The 19,984-nt window shown below is 43.1% G+C and carries 15 protein-coding genes and 1 pseudogene; 6 read left to right on the top strand and 10 right to left on the bottom strand.

Translation table 11 applies throughout. The features are described 5' to 3' along the window. Positions 1-42 precede the first annotated feature (42 nt). Positions 43-1,977 (bottom strand): methyl-accepting chemotaxis protein, encoded by a 1,935-nt coding sequence (locus tag I1A42_RS06200; RefSeq protein WP_196122930.1) that lies wholly within the window; start codon positions 1,975-1,977, stop codon positions 43-45. A 378-nt stretch (positions 1,978-2,355) separates the two neighbouring features. Continuing rightward, on the bottom strand, positions 2,356-4,473 hold the full coding sequence (locus tag I1A42_RS06205) for an SEL1-like repeat protein (protein WP_196122931.1): 2,118 nt from the start codon (positions 4,471-4,473) through the stop codon (positions 2,356-2,358). A gap of 453 nt (positions 4,474-4,926) precedes the next feature. Between I1A42_RS06205 and I1A42_RS06210 the strand changes: the two genes are divergently transcribed. Both I1A42_RS06210 and dbpA read left to right on the top strand, forming a co-directional pair. Then, positions 4,927-6,528 (top strand): BCCT family transporter, encoded by a 1,602-nt coding sequence (locus I1A42_RS06210; RefSeq protein WP_161156773.1) that lies wholly within the window; start codon positions 4,927-4,929, stop codon positions 6,526-6,528. 155 nt (positions 6,529-6,683) lie between these two features. Continuing rightward, a complete protein-coding gene (gene dbpA, locus I1A42_RS06215; protein WP_230389341.1) occupies positions 6,684-8,066 on the top strand; it encodes an ATP-dependent RNA helicase DbpA in 1,383 nt (460 codons plus the stop codon). A gap of 77 nt (positions 8,067-8,143) precedes the next feature. Here dbpA and I1A42_RS06220 read toward each other — a convergent pair whose 3' ends face one another. Then, positions 8,144-8,680 carry a PadR family transcriptional regulator gene (locus tag I1A42_RS06220; RefSeq protein ID WP_196122932.1) on the bottom strand — a complete coding sequence of 179 codons (537 nt, stop codon included), beginning with the start codon at positions 8,678-8,680 and terminating at the stop codon, positions 8,144-8,146. Between the two features lie 203 nt (positions 8,681-8,883). Between I1A42_RS06220 and I1A42_RS06225 the strand changes: the two genes are divergently transcribed. Continuing rightward, positions 8,884-10,140: an L-lactate MFS transporter gene (locus I1A42_RS06225; protein ID WP_196122933.1), complete on the top strand. Its 1,257-nt coding sequence runs from the start codon at positions 8,884-8,886 to the stop codon at positions 10,138-10,140. A gap of 227 nt (positions 10,141-10,367) precedes the next feature. Further along, entirely contained in the window at positions 10,368-11,780 is a 1,413-nt protein-coding gene (locus tag I1A42_RS06230; protein ID WP_196122934.1) for a hypothetical protein, read from the top strand. Positions 11,781-11,848: 68 nt separating this feature from the next. Here the strand turns inward: I1A42_RS06230 and I1A42_RS06235 are convergent, their stop codons facing one another. From I1A42_RS06235 to I1A42_RS25015, 7 genes and pseudogenes are all read right to left on the bottom strand, one after another. Beyond that, the gene (locus I1A42_RS06235) at positions 11,849-12,712 is read right to left on the bottom strand and encodes a 5'-nucleotidase, lipoprotein e(P4) family (protein ID WP_161156781.1); all 864 of its coding nucleotides are present in this window, start codon (positions 12,710-12,712) and stop codon (positions 11,849-11,851) included. Between the two features lie 184 nt (positions 12,713-12,896). Continuing rightward, positions 12,897-13,373, bottom strand: coding sequence for a hypothetical protein (locus tag I1A42_RS06240; RefSeq protein ID WP_230389342.1), 477 nt, complete (start codon positions 13,371-13,373; stop codon positions 12,897-12,899). 3 nt (positions 13,374-13,376) lie between these two features. Beyond that, positions 13,377-14,228 carry a DUF3100 domain-containing protein gene (locus tag I1A42_RS06245; protein ID WP_230389343.1) on the bottom strand — a complete coding sequence of 284 codons (852 nt, stop codon included), beginning with the start codon at positions 14,226-14,228 and terminating at the stop codon, positions 13,377-13,379. A 428-nt stretch (positions 14,229-14,656) separates the two neighbouring features. Next, positions 14,657-15,808 carry a M20 aminoacylase family protein gene (locus I1A42_RS06250; RefSeq protein ID WP_161156783.1) on the bottom strand — a complete coding sequence of 384 codons (1,152 nt, stop codon included), beginning with the start codon at positions 15,806-15,808 and terminating at the stop codon, positions 14,657-14,659. 3 nt (positions 15,809-15,811) lie between these two features. Beyond that, entirely contained in the window at positions 15,812-17,317 is a 1,506-nt protein-coding gene (locus tag I1A42_RS06255; protein ID WP_161156785.1) for an aldehyde dehydrogenase family protein, read from the bottom strand. Positions 17,318-17,329: 12 nt separating this feature from the next. Further along, the gene (locus tag I1A42_RS25010) at positions 17,330-17,746 is read right to left on the bottom strand and encodes an NAD-binding protein (protein ID WP_268982056.1); all 417 of its coding nucleotides are present in this window, start codon (positions 17,744-17,746) and stop codon (positions 17,330-17,332) included. After that, a pseudogene (locus I1A42_RS25015) lies at positions 17,732-18,226 on the bottom strand (NAD(P)-dependent oxidoreductase); the annotation flags it as partial. The gene I1A42_RS25010 and the pseudogene I1A42_RS25015, both read right to left, overlap by 15 nt. 257 nt (positions 18,227-18,483) lie before the next feature. On the opposite strand from I1A42_RS25015, the gene I1A42_RS06265 reads away from it, so the two are divergent. Both I1A42_RS06265 and I1A42_RS06270 read left to right on the top strand, forming a co-directional pair. Next, positions 18,484-19,410, top strand: a complete 927-nt coding sequence (locus I1A42_RS06265) for a LysR family transcriptional regulator (protein WP_161156789.1) — start codon at positions 18,484-18,486, stop codon at positions 19,408-19,410. Positions 19,411-19,494: 84 nt separating this feature from the next. Further along, positions 19,495-19,971, top strand: a complete 477-nt coding sequence (locus I1A42_RS06270; RefSeq protein WP_161156820.1) for a LabA-like NYN domain-containing protein — start codon at positions 19,495-19,497, stop codon at positions 19,969-19,971. Positions 19,972-19,984 lie beyond the last annotated feature (13 nt).

Raw genomic sequence — 19,984 nt, forward strand, 5'->3', positions numbered from 1 at the left:
CGATTAATCGAGATCTCGTTTGTGACCAACTGACGGTAAACGTTATACCCCTTTAAACAGTGTCACTTGCTGTTTAAGGTTTTCCATTTCCGTACTGATGGAATGAGTAGCTTGTTTACTGAGATCAAAGAGGCGAGATGTTTGATCGCTTTGCGCGCCTAACTCCTCTAGCTGCTGATTAATTTCAGAAACCGCAACATTTTGTAGCTCTGCTTGTTGAGAGACTTGTTGGTTCAAACTAAAGAGTTGGCCCATAAATTGATTCAGTTGTTCAACAGTTGTGACTACCGTGTTTTGGCTTTCAAGCGTTGTTTCACTCGTTTCACAGGCAGTAACAATGCAATGTGTTACTTCTTTTGCAGAGCTGCGTAATTGACTAATAATAGTCTGGATTTCACCAGTAGAATCATGAGTGCGTTGTGACAACATGCGTACTTCATCGGCTACCACCGCAAATCCTCTGCCATGTTCTCCCGCTCGAGCGGCTTCAATAGCAGCGTTAAGGGCAAGTAAATTGGTTTGGTCAGAAATCGACGTGATAACACTTAATACCGATAGTATTTGTTCAATATGCCCATTCAGTTCATCAAGGCGCTGTTTACTGCTTTGCATTTCACTGCCGAGATCACGAAGGTACACCAAGCTATGTTGAATTTCGCTGTCCGCACGTTGTAAATCATGCTTGCCTTGCTCAGATAAGTTTCCAGCTTGATCAGCCAATTGCGTCATTTGCAAACTTTGCTGGGTAATATCTTGTGTGGCAGTGAATATATGTTTTACCGACTGTTCTTCAGCGGCCGCGGCTTGGAACAGTTCTCGCGATTGCTGATTGAGTAAGGTAACTGAAGAGTCGGTGGCATTGACTGCATGATTAACCGTCTGAATGGAGCTTTTTAATGTATTCAATAATGAATTAATTGCATCGGCAAGCCGTCCAATTTCTGCTTTATCTTTCGTTTGAATAGTCCGATTAAGGTCAAGATCTTCAGCCGTTTGATGCACTTCTTCTAGTATGGATTGCAGCGGCTTAGTTAATGAGCCTACAGCAAAATGGAGAGCTATCAGAGATAAAATAACAAATACAACAACAAATAAGATAATACTCAAGAGCTGCTGATAGACGGGGCCGGTAATTTGTTGATAAGGCACTTCAACCACTAAATAACGACCAAGGGTCGGAACCCATAAAGAGCCTAAATAATAACTTTTTCCGTCAATTTCTTTGGTGATGATATTCACCGCATTCTTATTACCAAGTAAAGATTGGATGTTGTTACTGTTAAAAGCGGAGAGTATCTGCTCATCAGGTTTGGCTTGAATTTCTCCGTTTTCCGTAACGATCATTCCTCGACCATGTTCGCCAATCTTAAGCTTAGTGACCATATTAATTAAGCGGTCGACTTTTAATCCCAATCCAGCAACGACATAAGGTTTATTGGTATTGGGGTTAATTTTTTGGCTACGGTAATTAATAAATAGAACAAATCCTGTTTTAAAATGTTCCATGTTTAATTCATATTCTTTATTAGTCGCTAAGAAATTACTGTAGAAATCTTTAAATGGATATTTTGCTAAGGGGATCCGAGTGTATTCATCGGCATATTGAATATACTGAGTGCCATTCGAGCCATCTAATGCCAAAAATGTGTTGTCACTTCCTACTTTCTCTTTTATCGAGCGAAGGGTTTTTTGCACCGTTTGTTCGTCGTCAGCGGATAATTTTTCATCGACCCAGCGTTCGATAAACGGGCTGTTCGCCATCATCTCTGAAGCCGTAATATATGGATTTATTTCAGCACTTATTTGCGCCGATAGATCATGTAAATAAGTGGGGAGTGTCTCATCTCGAAGCTGGTCGAGTTCGTGGGAGATCGTCGTTGTTGTTTGTTTAACAGTAAATATTGAGCTGAAGATAATTAACAATAACCCTGTTACAACAAACATGCGGCTGCGAATAGACAGTTGGCGCCAATTCATTGGTCTTCCTTTTGATAGAGCTTTACTTTAGGTATACCTAAATAACAAGTTGCAATAGCAGGTGATAAGTGCTTCTTGAAATGTTGGTGTACCGTTAATTTTAATAAGCGTTGTTATTTGACGATTTTAGTGATTATTTTTATAGAATGTATGCGTATATATAACGTTACTTTTCGTGTTATGGATAGCGTTTTTATCTATACAATGAATATGATCACAAAAATCTTAACTGAAGAATGAAACAGAATTATTTCAGTGAGATAGGAGATGTTAAATGTATTTTACTAATTAATATTAAGCTTAATTAGTGTTTGTTTGTGTTGAAATAAAAAAGGCAAGCTTGTGCTTGCCTTTTAGGTACTTAATATCAATATCGAATTATTCTAACCCACTAATGAGTCTTTGAGCGAGTTTAGGTAATTTTTTATCTAGCATGACGAAATATTTTTTCGCCTCTGGTTTGGACGCTTCAACGCCAATACCATATTGATACATCAACCCTGTCAGAATCAGCGCGCGCTCATTGCCAAGATTGGCTGCTTTACTCAGCATTTGCAGTGCTTTGGCTGGATCGGGTTTAACATAGCCCTCTTGCTCCCAATCACGGAAGATGGATTCAGCAAAATCTTTTGGTAAATAATCAAACCCAACTTCGACAAGGTAGTCAGGCATGCCACGTTTCGCTGCGTGTTCTTTTAATGTCCAAGCCTTTTTATAATCAATGATGGGTTTATAACGAGTCGCATAACCATCGTAAGCGCGGATCAGTGCATTTAACGCTTCATCATTGTGATTATCTGCCGATTTTTGATACCAAGTTAACATGTCATCAATAGCATTGCAGTGATCATAAAACTCGCCAAGCGCATATTGTGCATTCGCATCATTGTTGTTGGCGGCTTTTTTCTGTTTATCGGTAACGGCATATGAGCCACATTGCTCTAACACGACTTTATTATTTTTATATTCGATCACAGGAGCATGGCCATCTACGAATGTATTGAGTGCGTAGCCACGCTCATTTAAGTATTCGATTTTAATTAAATCCGCTGTTTTTGGATCAAAGTACTTACGTGGTGCCGTTGGTTTGCCTTTTTCATAGCGAGATTCAAAGATAAGTTGGCCCGTTGCTGGATCCCATTTACGATGGCGGCCATCTTTTTTACCTTTGAAGTAAGATTGCTCTTCAACCAGTTGACCGTTTTTATTCCAGTTTTGGATCAGGCGTTCGTCACCGTGCACAAAATGGGTTTTCTTCTTGAGCTTACCATTTGGATACCAATACGTTTCTTCGCCATCACGGCGTACTTTCTCATCATAGGTGACACTCATTTTATGGGTGCCATCATCATACCAATAGTCTCTTGCTGCTTGGTAAGCTCGCTGAGGCTGATGAATGATTACGTCGCGCTTAATTTGTTTGCCTCTTTGGTTGTAATTCGTTTGAATCTCTTTGTTACCATCAAAGCGTAACGTAAATTTAAGCGTGCCTGTTGGATAGTATTCCGACTTACTGACCTGGTGGCCATCTTTATAAATTGAATGTGTTTCTTCTTTACCTGATGGGTAATAGTCGATGTAGTCCCCTTCATAGAAACCATTTTTGTAAGTATGAACCCGAGAGAGTTTACCGTGCTCATCGTAGTGTTTACATAGGCCATCATCGTGTTTGCCATTGTGGTAGTGTTCCTGACTTTCAATGACGCCATTGGCATGGTAGGTGACAACGGGACCATCGACTTCCCCATTTTTATAGAAAGCGGTTTGATGGAGTTGCCCAGTTTTAAAGTAGAGTTTCATCTCTTTATTTTGTGTGCCCATCAGATCGAAGTGGCTCACTTTTTGTAATTTGCCATTACGAAAATATTGCTTAAATTCACCGACAAAGCGTAGTTTATTTAATTCCTTATCATTGGTGTATCCCTCAATGGCTTTACTGTTACTGAGTCGGCCACCTTTAGAGTAGTAACCGACGACTTTCCATAGTTTTTTCTGTTTATCGTAGGTGAGGGGAGTTTTGATACCGACTAACCCGTTGGAGCGGTAGTCTTTTTCGAGTGATGAGTTTAACCAGATGATGCTGTCATCGTGAGTGTATTTAGCGCCACAGATTTGTGCCGTACAATGTTCGATTTTGGTGATCATATACGGGTATTGATCACAGGCCGTGGTGGTAAATTTGAAGTAGTCACCGTCTTTCGCTTGTGCCCATGTTTTACGCAGGAACGTTTTATATTCTTCAGCTTTCATTCCCAATGAATCCCAGTTGACGTTAGCTGAGATTTCGTTACAACTTGTCAGGTCTTCAAAGCGAATTTTTTCTACGCGTACGAGGTTCATTCCTCCGCCTTTTCTGGAAATCGTACTGCGATTGACATCGATATCTGAAATTTGTCCTATGAAGGGTTGCCCCTTCGGTGGGGTTGATTGAGCGTCTGCCCATGCGAGTGAGGGTGCGAGAGCTGACAGCACAAGCATCGAGTGAGTGATTTTCATTATTAGTATTTCCTAGCCTTAGTTGTGAAAAGAAATATACCGTGCATGAATATTTGAACAACGCTCATCCAGTGCTAAAAACTTGAGTTTGCTCCAGAATCGATCAAATAGTTTGTGTTTGTACGGTGATTCAGCTTCTATAAATCGGACGCTGGTTGCGATGATGCGGCAAAATTCCACACTAAAGGTATGTCTATATTCCACTAGGTGTATAAGCGAGGCTGTATATATAAAATATTTCGATTTCAAATTAATTTTGTTGTAAAAAAGTTGCTTTATTTTGTGATTATTCTCACATGATGAGAATAAGTTATTGAAAGTGAGCTTTGTGCCGTTAGTATTTAGCGAAACAAACAATTCGAGTTCTAAGTATTTTGTCAATGTGTCCGCACACTCCTTGTCCTACAAGGGCGGACAGACGCATTCATAAGGCGCTTTTTAAATAAAATTATCATGCAGTACGCATCAAAAAAATATAGTATCGAAACCACCGATTATTACGTAGGCCAAGACAATACGAAAAAATGGGGGTTTGATATTCATACTCCTGTATTTCTCATTAGTTCTGGTCTTATCCTCGCATTTCTCATTGCTGTTCTTTCAACCAATCCAGCCACCGCTAAAGCTGCCATCGACCAAGTGCGAAATGGCATCATGAATCAATTCGATGATCTCTTTATGTGGTCAACGAACTTTTTTCTTATTTTTGCTTTGATCTTAACTTTTTCTCCCTTTGGTAAGATTCGCTTGGGTGGTAAGGATGCTGTTCCAGAGCACTCGACCAAATCATGGATTTCCATGCTGTTTGCCGCAGGTATGGGTAGTGGCGTGTTATTTTGGAGTGTTGCCGAGCCCGCGGCAGATTTTACCAATTGGTATTACATGCCCCTCAATGCGACACCTAATTCACCCGCGACGGAGCCGTTGGCCTTAGCAACGACTATTTTTCACTGGGGTATTCACGGTTGGGCTATTTTTGCATTAGTGGCATTAGGGTTGGCATTCTTCTGTTTTAACAAAGGCTTACCGCTCTCAATGCGTTCGATTTTCTATCCCATAATGGGTGATCGAGCGTGGGGTTGGTTCGGACATATCATTGATATTTTATCCGTGTTAGCAACCCTGTTTGGTCTCGTGACTTCTTTGGGTATTGGTGCTCAGCAAGCGACCAGTGGTATCAACCATGTATTTGGTACTCATGGCGGGTTGGGGATGTCGTTATTAGTAATTGCGGTTGTTACACTGATCACTATTGGTTCCGTAGCAAGAGGCATTAACGGTGGCGTTAAACTATTGAGTAACATAAATATGTACTTTGCTTTCGCCCTGTTTGTCTTTCTGGTTATTGTCACACACAGTATCGCGTGGGACTCATTGAAGATGGCCGTGTCTGGTTATATCGAAAATATCATTCCATTGAGTAATACCGTTGGGCGTGATGATAAAGACTGGATGCACGCTTGGACTGTCTTCTATTGGGCATGGTGGATTTCTTGGTCGCCATTTGTTGGTACCTTTATCGCTCGGGTTTCACGTGGCCGAACCGTTAGAGAGTTTTTAATTGCTGTTATGGTTCTTCCAACCTTAGTCATTGTGTTATGGATGGCTGTCTTTGGTGGTTTAGCGTTAGATCAAATCGTCAACAAAGTTGGAGAATTAGGCACTAACGGATTAACAGATATTAGTCTGACACTGTTCTATATTTACGATCAGCTGCCACTGGGAAATGTCTTGTCAATCCTCTCAATCTTCTTGATTTTGGTGTTTTTCATTACGTCTTCCGATTCAGGTTCGTTGGTGATTGATAGCATTACAGCTGGTGGTAAGGTCGATTCACCGCTACCACAACGTGTTTTTTGGGCAACATTAGAAGGTGCCATTGCTGCAACCATGTTGTGGGTTGGTGGTGAACAATCCTTGCAAGCCTTGCAATCAGGTGTGGTCGTGACTGGCTTACCGTTCACGTTCGTCTTGTTGTTAATGTGTGTCAGTTTAGTGATGGGATTGCGGTCTGAATATCAGGTTTATCACGCCCCCAAAGTCGCCACGGCATAATGGATTACGCACAGCCTATCTAATCACGATAGGCTGTGTTCATTTTTCTCTTCCCTAAAGGCTTGTTCACTCAGATAGCCATACCCAGTTTTCCTGACAACTGCTACAATCACGCCATTGTGATTGACGAGCCAAGATTGGCCACAGGAAATACTTTGCAAGCAAATCAACCATTCAGTGCTATTAAACTTAAGCCTTCATTAACTCAGACACTTTCGGAACTGGGTTTCTCTTCAATGACGCCAATACAAGCGGCGGCATTACCAGAAATTTTGCAAGGCAAAGACGTGCTTGCACAGGCTAAAACTGGCTCAGGTAAAACTGCCGCGTTTGGTCTTGGTTTACTTAACCAACTTGAAGTAAAGCGCTTTCGAGTTCAGTCATTAGTGCTGTGTCCTACTCGAGAATTGGCCGACCAAGTGGCCAAAGAGCTACGCCGTTTTGCACGTGGTATTCACAACATTAAGATACTAACGCTTTGCGGTGGTGTGGCCATTGGCCCTCAAATCGGATCACTTGAACATGGCGCGCACATTATTGTCGGAACGCCGGGTCGAGTTTTAGATCATTTGGAAAAAGGGCGTTTGAATTTGGATCATCTTACGCAATTTGTGTTAGATGAAGCCGACCGGATGTTAGAAATGGGCTTTACGCAAGCCTTAGAAGATATTTCTAGCTACATGCCAACTCAGCGCCAAAACTTATTATTTAGTGCGACTTTCCCTGAGCCGATTGCTCAGATGGCTCGTGGCATGATGAATGAACCCGTCACGATTAAAGTGGAAGCCACCGAAGATAAAGTGAACATTCAACAGAGTTTTTATGCCGTTGAAAATACTGCTGATCGCGAACAAGCTACCCAAACTTTGTTGCTTCAGCAACAGCCAGAAAGTGCGGTGGTGTTTTGTAATACCAAGCGAGAAGCTCAAGAACTCGCGGATTATTTATGTGATGTAGGGTTTGATGCTAAATCACTTCATGGCGATCTCGATCAACGTGAACGTGATGAAGCGTTAGCGTTGTTTGCGCTTAAATGTATTAACGTATTGGTTGCTACTGATGTTGCTGCGCGCGGGTTAGACATTGATGCCTTGGATTTAGTGATTAACTACCATATGGCACATGATACCGAAACTCATATTCACCGTATGGGGCGTACTGGTCGCGCAGGTGCTGAAGGCGTCGCGCTGAGTTTAGTTGGACCAAAAGATGAGTATAAACTCTCTTTACTTGAAGAGCGTTTTGGTGCGCAATCGATGGCAACATTACCTGATGTGGCTAGTGATGTTTTTCCTGCTAAAGCAGCGATGACGTGTATTCGTATCGAAGGGGGTAAAAAGCAGAAATTGCGCCCTGGCGATATTCTTGGCGCTTTAACTGCAGGTAAAGAACTTGCGGGTGCCGATGTCGGTAAAATTCAGGTCCACGATATTTGGGCTCATGTGGCGGTGCAACGTGCAAAAGCTAAGCTCGCACTATCCAAATTGAATAACGGCAAAATGAAGGGTAAATCTTTCCGTGCGCGTTTTATGTCTTAATTCTTGCTGGTAAAGCATTTTACTGTCAGTGGGGTTAACAGTGTTGACCCCATTTTTATACGTGTCACAGCGCGCGTTTATTCTTGGCAGTATTGAATGCAGCGTTCGCACCAATCAATTAAGCCTTGCTCACGCATGATAGCTCCTTCTAACAACATATAATCACCAAAGCGATGAGAGTACTTATCCGGTCGAGCAGTGTATTGCCGCTTGGTTTGATTGAGCTCATTTAAACGTTGTTGATGCTGATTTCTTTGGCTAATCAGTAGTTCAATACGAGTATCCATATCGATAAAGTCACAAAAATACATACGAACCCGAAAAACATCTTTCGCCGTTTTACCAATTTGGGCATCGTCTTTAAGCCATTCGATAAGGTCTGCTTTACCTTGCTCCGTAATGGAATAAAGCTTCTTTTCAAGCACTTCACCTGAAATCGTAATGTCGTAAGTGACCAGACCTTCTTCAAAGAGCTTTTTCAACTCTGTATAAATCTGACTATGCTTGGCATGCCAAAATTCGGCTAAATCATGATTAAACTCTTTAGTAATGTCGTAGCCAGTCATCGCGTGACGGTTGAGCAATCCTAGAATCGCGTACTTAAGCACCCGCATCGTGTTATCTCTATTTTTTATTTGACGATTAAATCATAGCAAAGTCAGCATGTTGCAACAACGAATGTGATGTGCAGCAAAAATAAAACTGGGCAAACATGTCAGTATTGACATGTTTATTCTTACACCAAGGTTGATGTAGGGAAGGGTGGCACCATGTCACCGCGCTAGTCTTATTCTTTAACCATCTCAGGAAAAGAACGATGAATTACTCGAAGAAACGATGGTCGATTCTGATCGCAGCCTGCTTTATTAATTTATGTATTGGATCTATGTACGCTTGGAGTGTGTTTGCCGCCCCTATGGCCGAACATTTAAGTGCACTCAATCACATCAAACTCACGCCAGCGGATTTGGCTGTGGTGTTTATTGTCGGGAACTCAGTCGGTCCTATTACGATGATTACTGGCGGAAAAATTAATGATGTTTTTGGTCCTAAATTAGTGATTTTAATTGGTGGCTTGATGTTTGGTGGGGGAATGTTTTTGTCGGGCTTTGCCACTAGCGTTAACCAATTGGTGATCGATTATGGCCTCATTCTCGGTCTTGGACTTGGTATGGTGTATGGCTCAACGATCAGTACGTCGATTAAGTTTTTCCCCGATAAACGTGGTTTAGTCGGTGGGTTGACTACGGCGCTGTTTGGCATTAGCTCTGTGGTTATTCCTCCTATCGCAGCAGCGATTACGGCTCATATGGGCGTGGTGGCATCATTTAAGATTATTGGTGCTGCTTTTACGATTATTGTGTGTGGCAGTGCGTTCTTTATCGATAAATGCCCGGAAGATTTTATTCCCGATGGTTGGACGCCTAATAAAGCGGGAAAAGCGGCTGCGGCTAATGATAAAGATTGGAAACAAATGCTAATGACGCCAACTTTTTACATGATGTTCTGCCTTTTGATGTGCGGCGCGATTGCTGGATTGATGTGTATTTCCCTCGCGGCACCATTAGCACAAAAGATGATTGGTATGTCGACGGTTGCGGCGACTGGCGCTGTTTCTACATTGGCTCTATTTAATGTGTTTGGCCGTATTGCCGCAGGTAGTCTTTCTGACAAAATTGGGCGAGTGAATACGCTAGCTATAGGGTGTTTTCTGACTATTCTTGGTTTGTATTGCCTCTACTTAGCTGACGTTGGTGATACCGTTATCTTCTATCTTGGTATCTCTATTATTGGTATTTGCTTTGGCGCGTTTATGGGGGTATTCCCAGGCTTAACGGCCGATCAGTTTGGTGCCAAAAATAACAGCGTGAATTTTGGTATTTTGTTTGCTGGATTTGCTGTCTCTGGCTTTACCGGCCCAACCATAATGCATCGAGTACTTGAAACAACCCATTCATACAAAGGTGCGTTTCTGATCGGAATTGGCTTTTGTCTTGGCGGCTTAGTACTTTCTGGATTATTTAAGTGGTATACCGCGCGCGCCAATAAATTAGCATTAGCCCACAATTACTAGTGGCTGTGTATAAAGGCTGTTGATGTTTGTGCTGCTTTTATCTCGGATAACTATCAACCACCAAACGTCAACAGACTTTCAATACCTGCCTTATGTCTGTTTTCGATAAAAGTAAGCTCAGGTAAATGAATGTGAAGATCATTGCTGTTTGTTAGTGAAGTTTCGACAATGCTTGATGCTCCTGTGAGTAATTCGCGAAAAGATATCGAACAAATAGAGGCACATTGATGAAAAAATCATGGTTTGTATTGTGTGGGTTGGCTTCGTTAACCGGCTGTGCACCTGGACCAGATGGGCAACCTATGATTGATGCGAGAGTATTAACCCCAGTTGTAGGGCCATTAGTAATGGGTCCTCAGGGGGGACCTCCTCCTGGCCCACCGCCAGAAGGGATGCCTCCTCGTCCAGATAATGGTATGCCACCACCACCTGGAGGTTTTCGTCCTGGAGGGCCTAAAGTGGAGTTTGGTACTGCGGCTTATATCGTGTCTGACGGTGAACGCATTGATGGTGGAAAGTACATTTCAACCCGTGATGATGAAAACACTATCCGTGCCCAAGGCAATACCAGTGCGACATTAAATGGCGTCACAATCGTTAAAAACGAGGGGAGGGCGACCAGTAATGAAGGGTCTAGCTTCTATGGTTTAAATGCAGCGGTTTTGGCTAAAGACCATGCTAATTTGGATATTAATGGTGGTCGAATTGTCGCGAATGCTGAAGGCGCTAATGGTGTTTTCGCATACGGTGATGCCATTGTCCATATCCGTAATACTCAAGTTCAGGTATCGGGTGGCAATGCTGGTGGTATAGAAGTCGCGGGTGGTGGCGTTCTTTATGCGGATAATCTTAATGTTCATACGACGGTAAAAGCGGCGATTCGTAGTGATCGTGGTGGCGGTCAACTGTTTGTTAACGGTGGGCAGTACACAACTCAAGGGAGCATGGGCGCTCCAGCGATTTACAGTACCGCAGATATTCACGTTAACAATGCGACATTAACATCAAATGACTCTGAAGCTGTGGTGATTGAAGGGTTTAACTCTGTCACGTTAAATAACACCAAACTGACCGGACGGATGCGTGATCCGCAAGGTAAAGATGGAGATGATGTTGTACGCAACATTATGTTATATCAAAGCATGTCGGGAGATGCACAAGACGGCACCAGCAAATTTACTATGAATGGTGGTGAATTAACTGCTCGTAGTGGCGATATGTTCTATGTCACCAACACCGATAGTGTCGTGAATTTGCATGGTGTGCAAGTGAACCTCGCTCCCAATTCATTATTGCTGAGAGTCGCGGGCAATCATCATAAAAATGGCTGGGGAACCCAAGGCCAAAACGGTGGTGTTTGTAAAGTAAATCTTACCGACCAAAGCTTGGCAGGTAATATATATGTTGATGGAATTTCACAATTAACATTGGCTATTACTGCATCGTCTCACTATAAAGGAGCGATTAATCAGCAAGGTGAGTCGGCGAAGTCACTGTCTGTAACTCTCGATGATTCAAGTAGTTGGACATTAACCGCTGATAGTTATATCAGTGAGTTCCATGGTGATTTACACCATGTCACATTCAACGGTCATACTTTGTACATTGCAGGTAAAGCCGTAAGTGCTGCTCGTCATTGATCTAAAAAGCAGAGGAAATCCTCTGCTTTTCATTTTAAAACCCGATAAACGTTAGTAATACTTCACGATTATGATTTTGGCTGCCATGCTTTTAAGGCGCTGATTTTTTCTGCTCGACGCTGCTCAGTGCTTAAACTCCAGTTGCCACCAAACGCGGCACTTTCAAATGAGCCATATTCTGGGTTTGGCATCATAATCCAATCTTTACCCCAGTGCGCTTGGTTTGCTTTATAAGTGGCTAAACGTTCTTTTGGTGTACCAGATGCATCGGTGAAATCACCCAAATTGTCGCCCAACATTAAAATCACACGATAATGAGCCGCTACGAATTGGTCGCGAGTGGTTTTATTCGACGTCCAATCAGGTTTTTCGCCCTTAGTAAGAAGAACATCTTTAGCTCCAGTCATTGGGAATCCTAGTGCTTTCATGTTTTCTAACGTCGCCTGCTCGTTTTCTTTTTTACGGTTAGTCACGTAAAAAATCGTAATGCCTTTTTTCTGTGCATAGTTTGCAAACTCGACTGCGCCTGGCATTGCTCCTGTGACTTTATCTTGAACATATTGCGACCAAGTTTTAGAGCTGTAGCCTTTACCTGATTTGATCAGATAAGCTTCATAGACATTGTTATCGAGCATGGTTTCATCACAGTCGACAATGATTGCTGGTGGAAGTTGACCAAATCCCTCTGGTTGCATAGCTGGTAATGCGGACCAATTTTTATCATGTAATCCTGCTTCAGCACGCATGGTTGCTAATTGAAACATACCTTGCACATTAGCCTTATACTCCACAGAATTTTGCATCCAAAGTGTTGCATTGAGTAAGTCATTAGGATTGGCTTCAGCTGCGTTTGCATTAACAGCCATTGCTGCGCTGCATAGCGTGGTTGAGAGTAAAGCGGTCGAGAGAAGTGTGCGCTTGGGTAATGTCATGGTTTCCATCCTTCAAATAAGCAGCCAAAGAGCGAGTGATTAATAACTTAAACGTAACCAAATGTAACTGCAAGAAACTTATTGCTCAGACATGAAGAAGGATGAGATTAAAATTTGAGTGGAATAGTGGAACAAGAGTGCAGTGGTGAGCTAGACCAGAAAAGGGCTAGCTCACTGAAAACGATTAAAGAAACGACTGAGCGACGAATGCTGAACCCACATAAGTGCCAGTAAAAACGAGTAAAGAGACGATAGCAATCTTAATCCCTGATTGCTTAAATAATGTCACTTCCATATGTGTGACTGCCATTGCGGCATAGGCAAGTACAGGGGTCGCTAGAGAAAGGAAACTCAGTGCTTTTAATTGAGCCAACATCGTTTCAGAACCTGGGAATCCAGGCAGCGTGCAAACGACGCTGACTAAAGAGACCCAAGCAACGGTTGGAATTGGGCCGGGAATCACAGCTTTTAAACCCATGCCTATGACAATCATTACAAATAAGATGAGCATACCGGGTAGGGCATCAAAAAAACTATGACCAGTGCCAGCCCAGTTACTCATTAATGCAATGCCGCAAAAGATGATAGTCAAAATGATGTTTTCTTTAAAACCGAGTACTTTTTCTTCTTCAGAGCGAAGATCCATTTCTTGTGTTGTCATGACTTATTCTCCACTTTCTACAGCATTATTAACGGCGGTCTTACTGGCTTTGAAAGCACTTAATTTTTTGTAATACCATTCAGAGAATGGTAGAGCGATGAAGATGGCCACATAAAGCCCAGTTGCGTTAGTCAGTAAATTACTTGCACCCGCAAAGGCAAGAATATCGTTTTTCATTGTTGGGTAGGCCGCTGCTAAGGTGCCAGAACAGGCGGCAGTCATGCTACCACTGCCTACGCCACAGGCCATAGCAAGAGCGCGGGGATCAAACCAATGCGTTGTCGCTAAAAAGCCAGAGAGAAGTGCAAAATAGATGGTGCCAAACATAGTGCCCATTACGTACACGCCCATCACGCCAACACCTTCACTACTTTTCAAGCCGAAGCGATCTGAAATAACCGCAATGTTAGGTTCGCGAGCAATGGAGTATGTTGCGCCAATAGATTCACGGCCCATTTTAAATAGCAACACGGCTACAGGCATAGCGATTAACATGGTTGCGAGATTCCCCGCTTCTTGCAGAATCATGGCAACGCCTGAATCAAGAATTTTTGGTAATGCTGGCCCGATTAATGTGCCGAATTTAGCAATAAACGGCAGAATACCAATTCCGATAATCGATGTTGCAATGGATGCTTGTTTTTTAGTGATTAACTTACCCGAGAAACGAGTGATATTAGGGTTAAATACCAAGCAGAGTAAAAAAGAGTAGAAAAGAGGTAAAAATAGTAACTTTGCTGAGCCTAAAGGAATACTTTTAATGCCAATAAGTTCAGATAAAACCGTAGCAGCTAACACGATGACGTGTAAGCGCCAATCTAAAAGTGCTCTGATTGAATAATGGTTATTCATCATTACTCTCCTTGAGTAAACAATAATTCTGTGACAGTCCTTTGTGAGATTTTATTACAGCATAGTTAGTGTTCTATTAGAATTGCTTTATCGTTACCAAAAAGGCAACACTGAAATTCCTTTTATTTCAATTAATTAAAATGCTATTTCTGTTTGGTTATCTAATTAAGTGATTGTTTATATTAAATTTGTAACATTTTACGGGAATAAATAAGGTGATAAAAATCGGTGGTAATGCCAAGTGATCTGCGTCGAATATTGAATGATTATTGCGACAGATATTCAACACCAGTTAGAAATGCGCATTTGGTGGCATACTGATATGAGTAGTTATAAGCGTTTTATATGAGAAATGTTGTTAATTGGGTGTTTTTGTAAAAAAATACCGCCAAAGCAGGCGGTATAAAAAAACATGACTAAAAAATAGGTGTTTATTTGAGCAGGCGTTCAATCAGGTTTTTCCATAGTAGAATCCCTGTTTCAAGTAGCTCATCATTAAAGTCATAATAGGCATTGTGTAGAGGAACAGCAGAATCAGAACCATCTGCTCCAAGCCAGCAATAGGCCCCCGGACAATGCTCCAACATGTAAGAAAAATCTTCCGAAGCCATGCTTGGTGCAATATTCCAGGCGACACGCTCAGCGCCGAATGCATCGATGGCCGCAGCACGTATCTGCTCTGCTTGTTTTGGGTGATTCGTGGTAACCGAGTAGCCATCAAAAAACTCAATAGTTGAGCTAACACGGTGAGCAGTCGGTACTTGTTCTGCTATCTCGCCAATCAAGGTTTTCACTTTTTGACGTACCGTGTTGTCGAGGCAACGGTAGGTGCCTTCTAATACCACTTTTTCAGGGATAATGTTGATGGCTTCTCCTCCCTGTATTTTAGTGACACTGACCACGGCAGATTCCAAAGGTGACAGGCGTCTTGCCACAATGGTTTGCAATGCTGTTACGAGCTCAGCGGATGCAACGATCGGATCATAACCATCATTGGGAATCGCAGCATGACAGCTTTTCCCAGTTAAAGTGATCTTAAAAGTATCCAGCGAGGCCATCATAGCGCGCTCATTAATTGCTACCTCACCGACAGGACGTCCCGGCCAGTTATGTAAGCCATAGATGGCATCCATTGGAAATAAGGTAAACAATCCTTCATCCACCATCTTAAGGGCACCACCTAAATTTTCTTCTGCAGGTTGAAAAACAAAGTGGACTGTCCCTGAAAATGATTTCGTTTGGGATAACACTTTTGCCGCGCCTAATAATATTGCCGTGTGGCCATCATGTCCGCACGCATGCATCGCCCCAGAGTGGCAGGATTTGTGGGCAATATCGCCTAACTCTGTGAAGGGAAGGGCGTCCATATCTGCACGCAATCCAATCGTTGGGCCTTCACCATTACGTAAAGTGCCAACAACACCGGTACCACCCAAACCACGATGAACATCGAGTCCAAACTCTGATAATAACTGAGCGACGCGGTCTGAGGTACGATGCTCCTCGAACCCTAGTTCTGGATGACGGTGAAAATCTCTGCGCCATGATTTGACTTCGTCGAGTAATGAGTGGGGAATGGTCATAACTTATCCTTCTACTGTTCCGTAGTTAAAACTAAAGGCTGGCTGAGGTGCGGTTTCGACCCACACACTTTTTACTTCACTGTATTCGCGAAGTACTTCTAATCCTGATGAACGGCCATGGCCGCTATTACGATAACCACCAAATGGAGAGCTCACGTGGATGGTTTTGTAGCTGTTAATCCAAAATGTCCCCGCTTTGACCTGATCCGCGACGCGATGGGCGCGGGCGACGTCGTTAGTCCAGACTGCTCCGGCTAAACCAAATTCACTGTCATTGGCAATAGCGATAGCGTCCGCTTCGTCTTTAAAGGGAATAGCGACCACAACTGGACCGAAAATTTCTTGTTGAGCAACCGTCATTTGGTTATCGCCTATCAACACGGTTGGGTTAATAAATAATCCTTTACGCTCAGCAATTGGCTGAACGTTTTGTGCAATTGTTGCGCCTTCTTTTGTCCCAATGTCGAGCAGACGACAAATATGATCGTATTGCTTACGGTTTTGGATTGGCCCGATATCACATCCTGATTCTAACGGTGCTCCGACACGAATTTGCTGAGCAGCACTGGCAACAGCTGCAACAAATTTATCGAAAATGGTGTCTTGTACTAATAGGCGTGAGCCAGACACACAGCTTTGTCCCGAACCACCGAATATGGCGGCCATTGCGCCTTTCATCGCTGAATCCAGATTAGCGTCGTCGAAGACAATATTGGCGGATTTTCCTCCAAGTTCTAATACACAAGGAATGCAACGTTTAGCGGCCGCCATAGAAATGTGCGCACCGGTATTGGGTGAGCCTACAAAGCAGATTTTACGAATGTCATTGTTGGCAATTAATGTTTGTCCTACGGTATGTCCGTACCCTGAAACCACACTGACAAGCCCTTTAGGAGCACCTGCTTTTTCAATTAATGCGCCTAGCATTAACGATGTAATCGGTGTTAGCTCAGAGGGCTTGAGAATCACAGCATTTCCTGCAGCTAGAGCAGGCGCTACCTGCCAACCCGCTGTAAAGATTGGTGCATTCCATGGGGTAAATTGCAAGATCGTTCCCATGGCCTCATATTTCACATAGTTCAAATGTGACGTTGGAACAGGGATGACCTCCCCATGAAGCTTGTCAGCCCAGCCGGCATAATATTCAAACATCTCAGCAACAATAATGACTTCAGCTTTGGCATTATTGAGCGGTTTATTGGCATTAATGCATTCAACGAAACCGAGAGTATCGGCATGATGACGAATCTCTGCACCAACTTGGTAAAGAATACGGCCACGCTCTTTCGCGGTGAGGGCCCACCATTGCTGTTGGGCAACCTTCGCTGCTTCATCGATAGTTGCTGCGATAGAGGCATCTGCGTCTTGATATGCCGTTAATAACGATTCATCTTCAGCATGATACAAATTGATTGTTTCACCAGATCCGTGAATGATGCTGCCATTGACCCAGCTTCCGATGGTGCCTGTCCCTAAAATGGTTTGCATTGCTTGGGTTAACTGTTCCATGTTGTATTCCCCTTAGTAAAGATCGTTATCAATAAATTTGGCTATTTCATTAAAATCCTGGCTGTCAGTCAGCTCTGAATCACTGGCTTGCCACATTTCAATGGCTTTACCTGTCAGGTTGAGAGAGAGGTTATATTGCTCGGCCAGTTTTTGTGCGAGACCAACGTCTTTACGCATCAGGCCCATGGTAAAACCCGAATCATAGCTTTGATTAAGGATCCATTTAGGAAAATTGACTTGGCTGACTCCGCTTCGACCTGACCCCGCATTGATACCGGCTAACACTTTTTCTGGGCTAACGCCTGCTTTGGCCGCAAGATTAACGACTTCTGATGTGGTGATAAGGTGTGCGGCGCACAGTAGATTGTTAGCAATTTTTGCAATATTACCCGCCCCAACATCGCCAATGTGCACTTGAGTGGTACTCATTGCTTGTAATACGGGAAGTACTTTGGTGTAAGTTGTTTCTGAACCACCGATCACCATACTCATGGTCCCGGATGCTGCCCCTGCTGGTCCTCCAGAAACTGGAGCATCAATAAATTCAACGCCTTTAATGGCTAACTGAGCGGCGACATCGCGGCTAGTTTGTGCTTCAGAGGTTGTCGTATCGATGACGATCAGTCCTGAATGAGCATGAGCTAGCAAGCCTTGTTCGTCTAAACAGACTTTTTGCACATGTTCTGCTTTGGGTAACGATAGAATGACAACATCACACTGTGGAATGAGATCGCTCAGTTGAGAAATGGGCGTCACACCATGCTCAGATATGGCTTGGAGCGCTTGAGCTGACAAATCATAACCGAAAACCGTGAATTCTTTTTTGGCAAGGGTAGCGGCCATGCCAGAGCCCATATTACCTAATCCTATAACACCTATTTTCATATCGAATCCTTTTGAATGAGAGTGAGTGTGGCCGGTATTTAATCCGTCGCGAGTCTTGGAAGTATTATGTAATGTTCTGTTTTAACGTATAAATTAAGCAAAATTCCATTTGCTGGCAGCATCTATGCATCGAATGCGATCACAGAGGGTAATGCTAAGTAACTATCTGGAGATAGAGCATTACCAGTCTGGCGAGTATAGACAGCCCCTCTGTTGTGGACAATAATCGAAATTTGTAACTTTGTTGCGTTCAAGGCAACACAGCTGCCAAGGATGGATTGATGAGTTATTTACAAGAAAATCGAATTAAGTTCTTTTATGAAGCGACTAAGCACGGCTCGGTTCGGGCGGCGGCGGATTATTTGAATGTTGCCCCCTCTGCGGTAAGTCGGCAGATTAGTCATTTGGAGCAAGAGCTAGATACCGTGCTGATTGAACGTCATCGACGTGGAATTAAACCCACGGAGGCAGGGGAGGAGGTACTACTTTACTACAAAGGTTATTTGCAGCAACAAGAGTTATTGTTAGATAACTTGAAATCTCTGCGAGGATTGCAGTCTGGTAAAGTGGAGTTAGCCATTGGTGAAGGCTACATTGATTTGGTGACGGAAGTGATGAACCGGTTTTCTCAACAGTATCCGGGGATGAATATCCAGTTATCTGTGCATAATGGTAACGAAGTGATTAGAAAAGTCACCGAAGACGACGCTCATTTGGGGCTGGTTTTTAATCCGCCATCACATCCTAAACTGCGTAGCCATTTGCATTGTTCCCATCCATTATGTGCTGTGGTTGATAAATCGCACCCAATTAACGATGAATCGTTACCACTGAAAATGAGTGTGCTTAAACGCTATCCCATCGCTCTGCCTGATACTGCTCACGGGATTCGGCAAATCATTGCTGATGTTGAGAATGACACTAATATCACTCTGACCCCGAATGTGATCAGTAACAGTCTAACGGCTTTACATCGTTATGCTGCTCATGGTGGCGTCACCTTGATTCCTGCGTTTATCGTACAATGTCAACCTGAATGGCGTGATCAGTTTAATATCTTGCCGGTAAAAAACGCGAGATTAAATAGCACTCAAACACATATTGTTTCGAGGGTTGGTCGACATTTAGGCAAAGGTCCTACCGCATTTTTAAAAATGCTATCCACTCAACTGACCCAACAAAATCAAAATGTGTTGGATTCGGACTGACCTAATTATCCCTGGTTGGCATTACGGCAAAAATACGAGCTTAATTATGTTAGGATGAGCGTTTTGGCTAGAGATAAGAATATTATGGAAAAAGTTGCCATTTTGGTTGATGTACAAAATGTGTATTACACGACTCGCCAAGCCTATCAGTGCAATTTTGATTACAACGAATTTTGGCGTCAGGTAACCAATAACCGCGAAGTGGTCTCAGCCATTGCTTACGCTATTGATCGTGGTGACGAAAAGCAACGTCAATTTCAAAATATTTTACGTGCGATAGGTTTTGAAGTGAAAACTAAGCCGTTCATCCAGCGAGCCGATGGAACAGCAAAAGGCGATTGGGATGTGGGCATTACGCTTGATGCCATTGACTGCGCTAAACACGCGGATACATTGGTGTTGGTTTCGGGCGATGGTGATTTTAGTATTCTACTCGATAAGATATTTCAAGATCATGGCTGCGCGACAGAGGTGTATGGTGTTCCTCCCCTCACTGCCTATTCGCTACAAACTGCAGCCACACGCTTTTTACCCATTGAAGGCGATTTGCTACTCAAATAAGCGCGTAGATTGA

Origin of the sequence: Vibrio nitrifigilis (assembly GCF_015686695.1) — a bacterium.
Lineage (GTDB): Bacteria > Pseudomonadota > Gammaproteobacteria > Enterobacterales > Vibrionaceae > Vibrio > Vibrio nitrifigilis.

Bases quoted from the DNA above. Each gene is read 5' to 3' on its own strand.
- I1A42_RS06265 (WP_161156789.1), top strand. From the start codon at position 18,484: ATGAGTTATTTACAAGAAAATCGAATTAAGTTCTTTTATGAAGCGACT.
- I1A42_RS06270 (WP_161156820.1), top strand. From the start codon at position 19,495: ATGGAAAAAGTTGCCATTTTGGTTGATGTACAAAATGTGTATTACACG.
- I1A42_RS06235 (WP_161156781.1), bottom strand. From the start codon at position 12,712: ATGACATTACCCAAGCGCACACTTCTCTCGACCGCTTTACTCTCAACC.
- I1A42_RS06225 (WP_196122933.1), top strand. From the start codon at position 8,884: ATGAATTACTCGAAGAAACGATGGTCGATTCTGATCGCAGCCTGCTTT.
- I1A42_RS06205 (WP_196122931.1), bottom strand. From the start codon at position 4,473: ATGAAAATCACTCACTCGATGCTTGTGCTGTCAGCTCTCGCACCCTCA.
- I1A42_RS06200 (WP_196122930.1), bottom strand. From the start codon at position 1,977: ATGAATTGGCGCCAACTGTCTATTCGCAGCCGCATGTTTGTTGTAACA.
- I1A42_RS06255 (WP_161156785.1), bottom strand. From the start codon at position 17,317: ATGGAACAGTTAACCCAAGCAATGCAAACCATTTTAGGGACAGGCACC.
- I1A42_RS06220 (WP_196122932.1), bottom strand. From the start codon at position 8,680: ATGCGGGTGCTTAAGTACGCGATTCTAGGATTGCTCAACCGTCACGCG.
- I1A42_RS06250 (WP_161156783.1), bottom strand. From the start codon at position 15,808: ATGACCATTCCCCACTCATTACTCGACGAAGTCAAATCATGGCGCAGA.
- I1A42_RS06230 (WP_196122934.1), top strand. From the start codon at position 10,368: ATGAAAAAATCATGGTTTGTATTGTGTGGGTTGGCTTCGTTAACCGGC.
- I1A42_RS06240 (WP_230389342.1), bottom strand. From the start codon at position 13,373: ATGACAACACAAGAAATGGATCTTCGCTCTGAAGAAGAAAAAGTACTC.
- I1A42_RS06245 (WP_230389343.1), bottom strand. From the start codon at position 14,228: ATGATGAATAACCATTATTCAATCAGAGCACTTTTAGATTGGCGCTTA.
- I1A42_RS06210 (WP_161156773.1), top strand. From the start codon at position 4,927: ATGCAGTACGCATCAAAAAAATATAGTATCGAAACCACCGATTATTAC.
- I1A42_RS25010 (WP_268982056.1), bottom strand. From the start codon at position 17,746: ATGAGTACCACTCAAGTGCACATTGGCGATGTTGGGGCGGGTAATATT.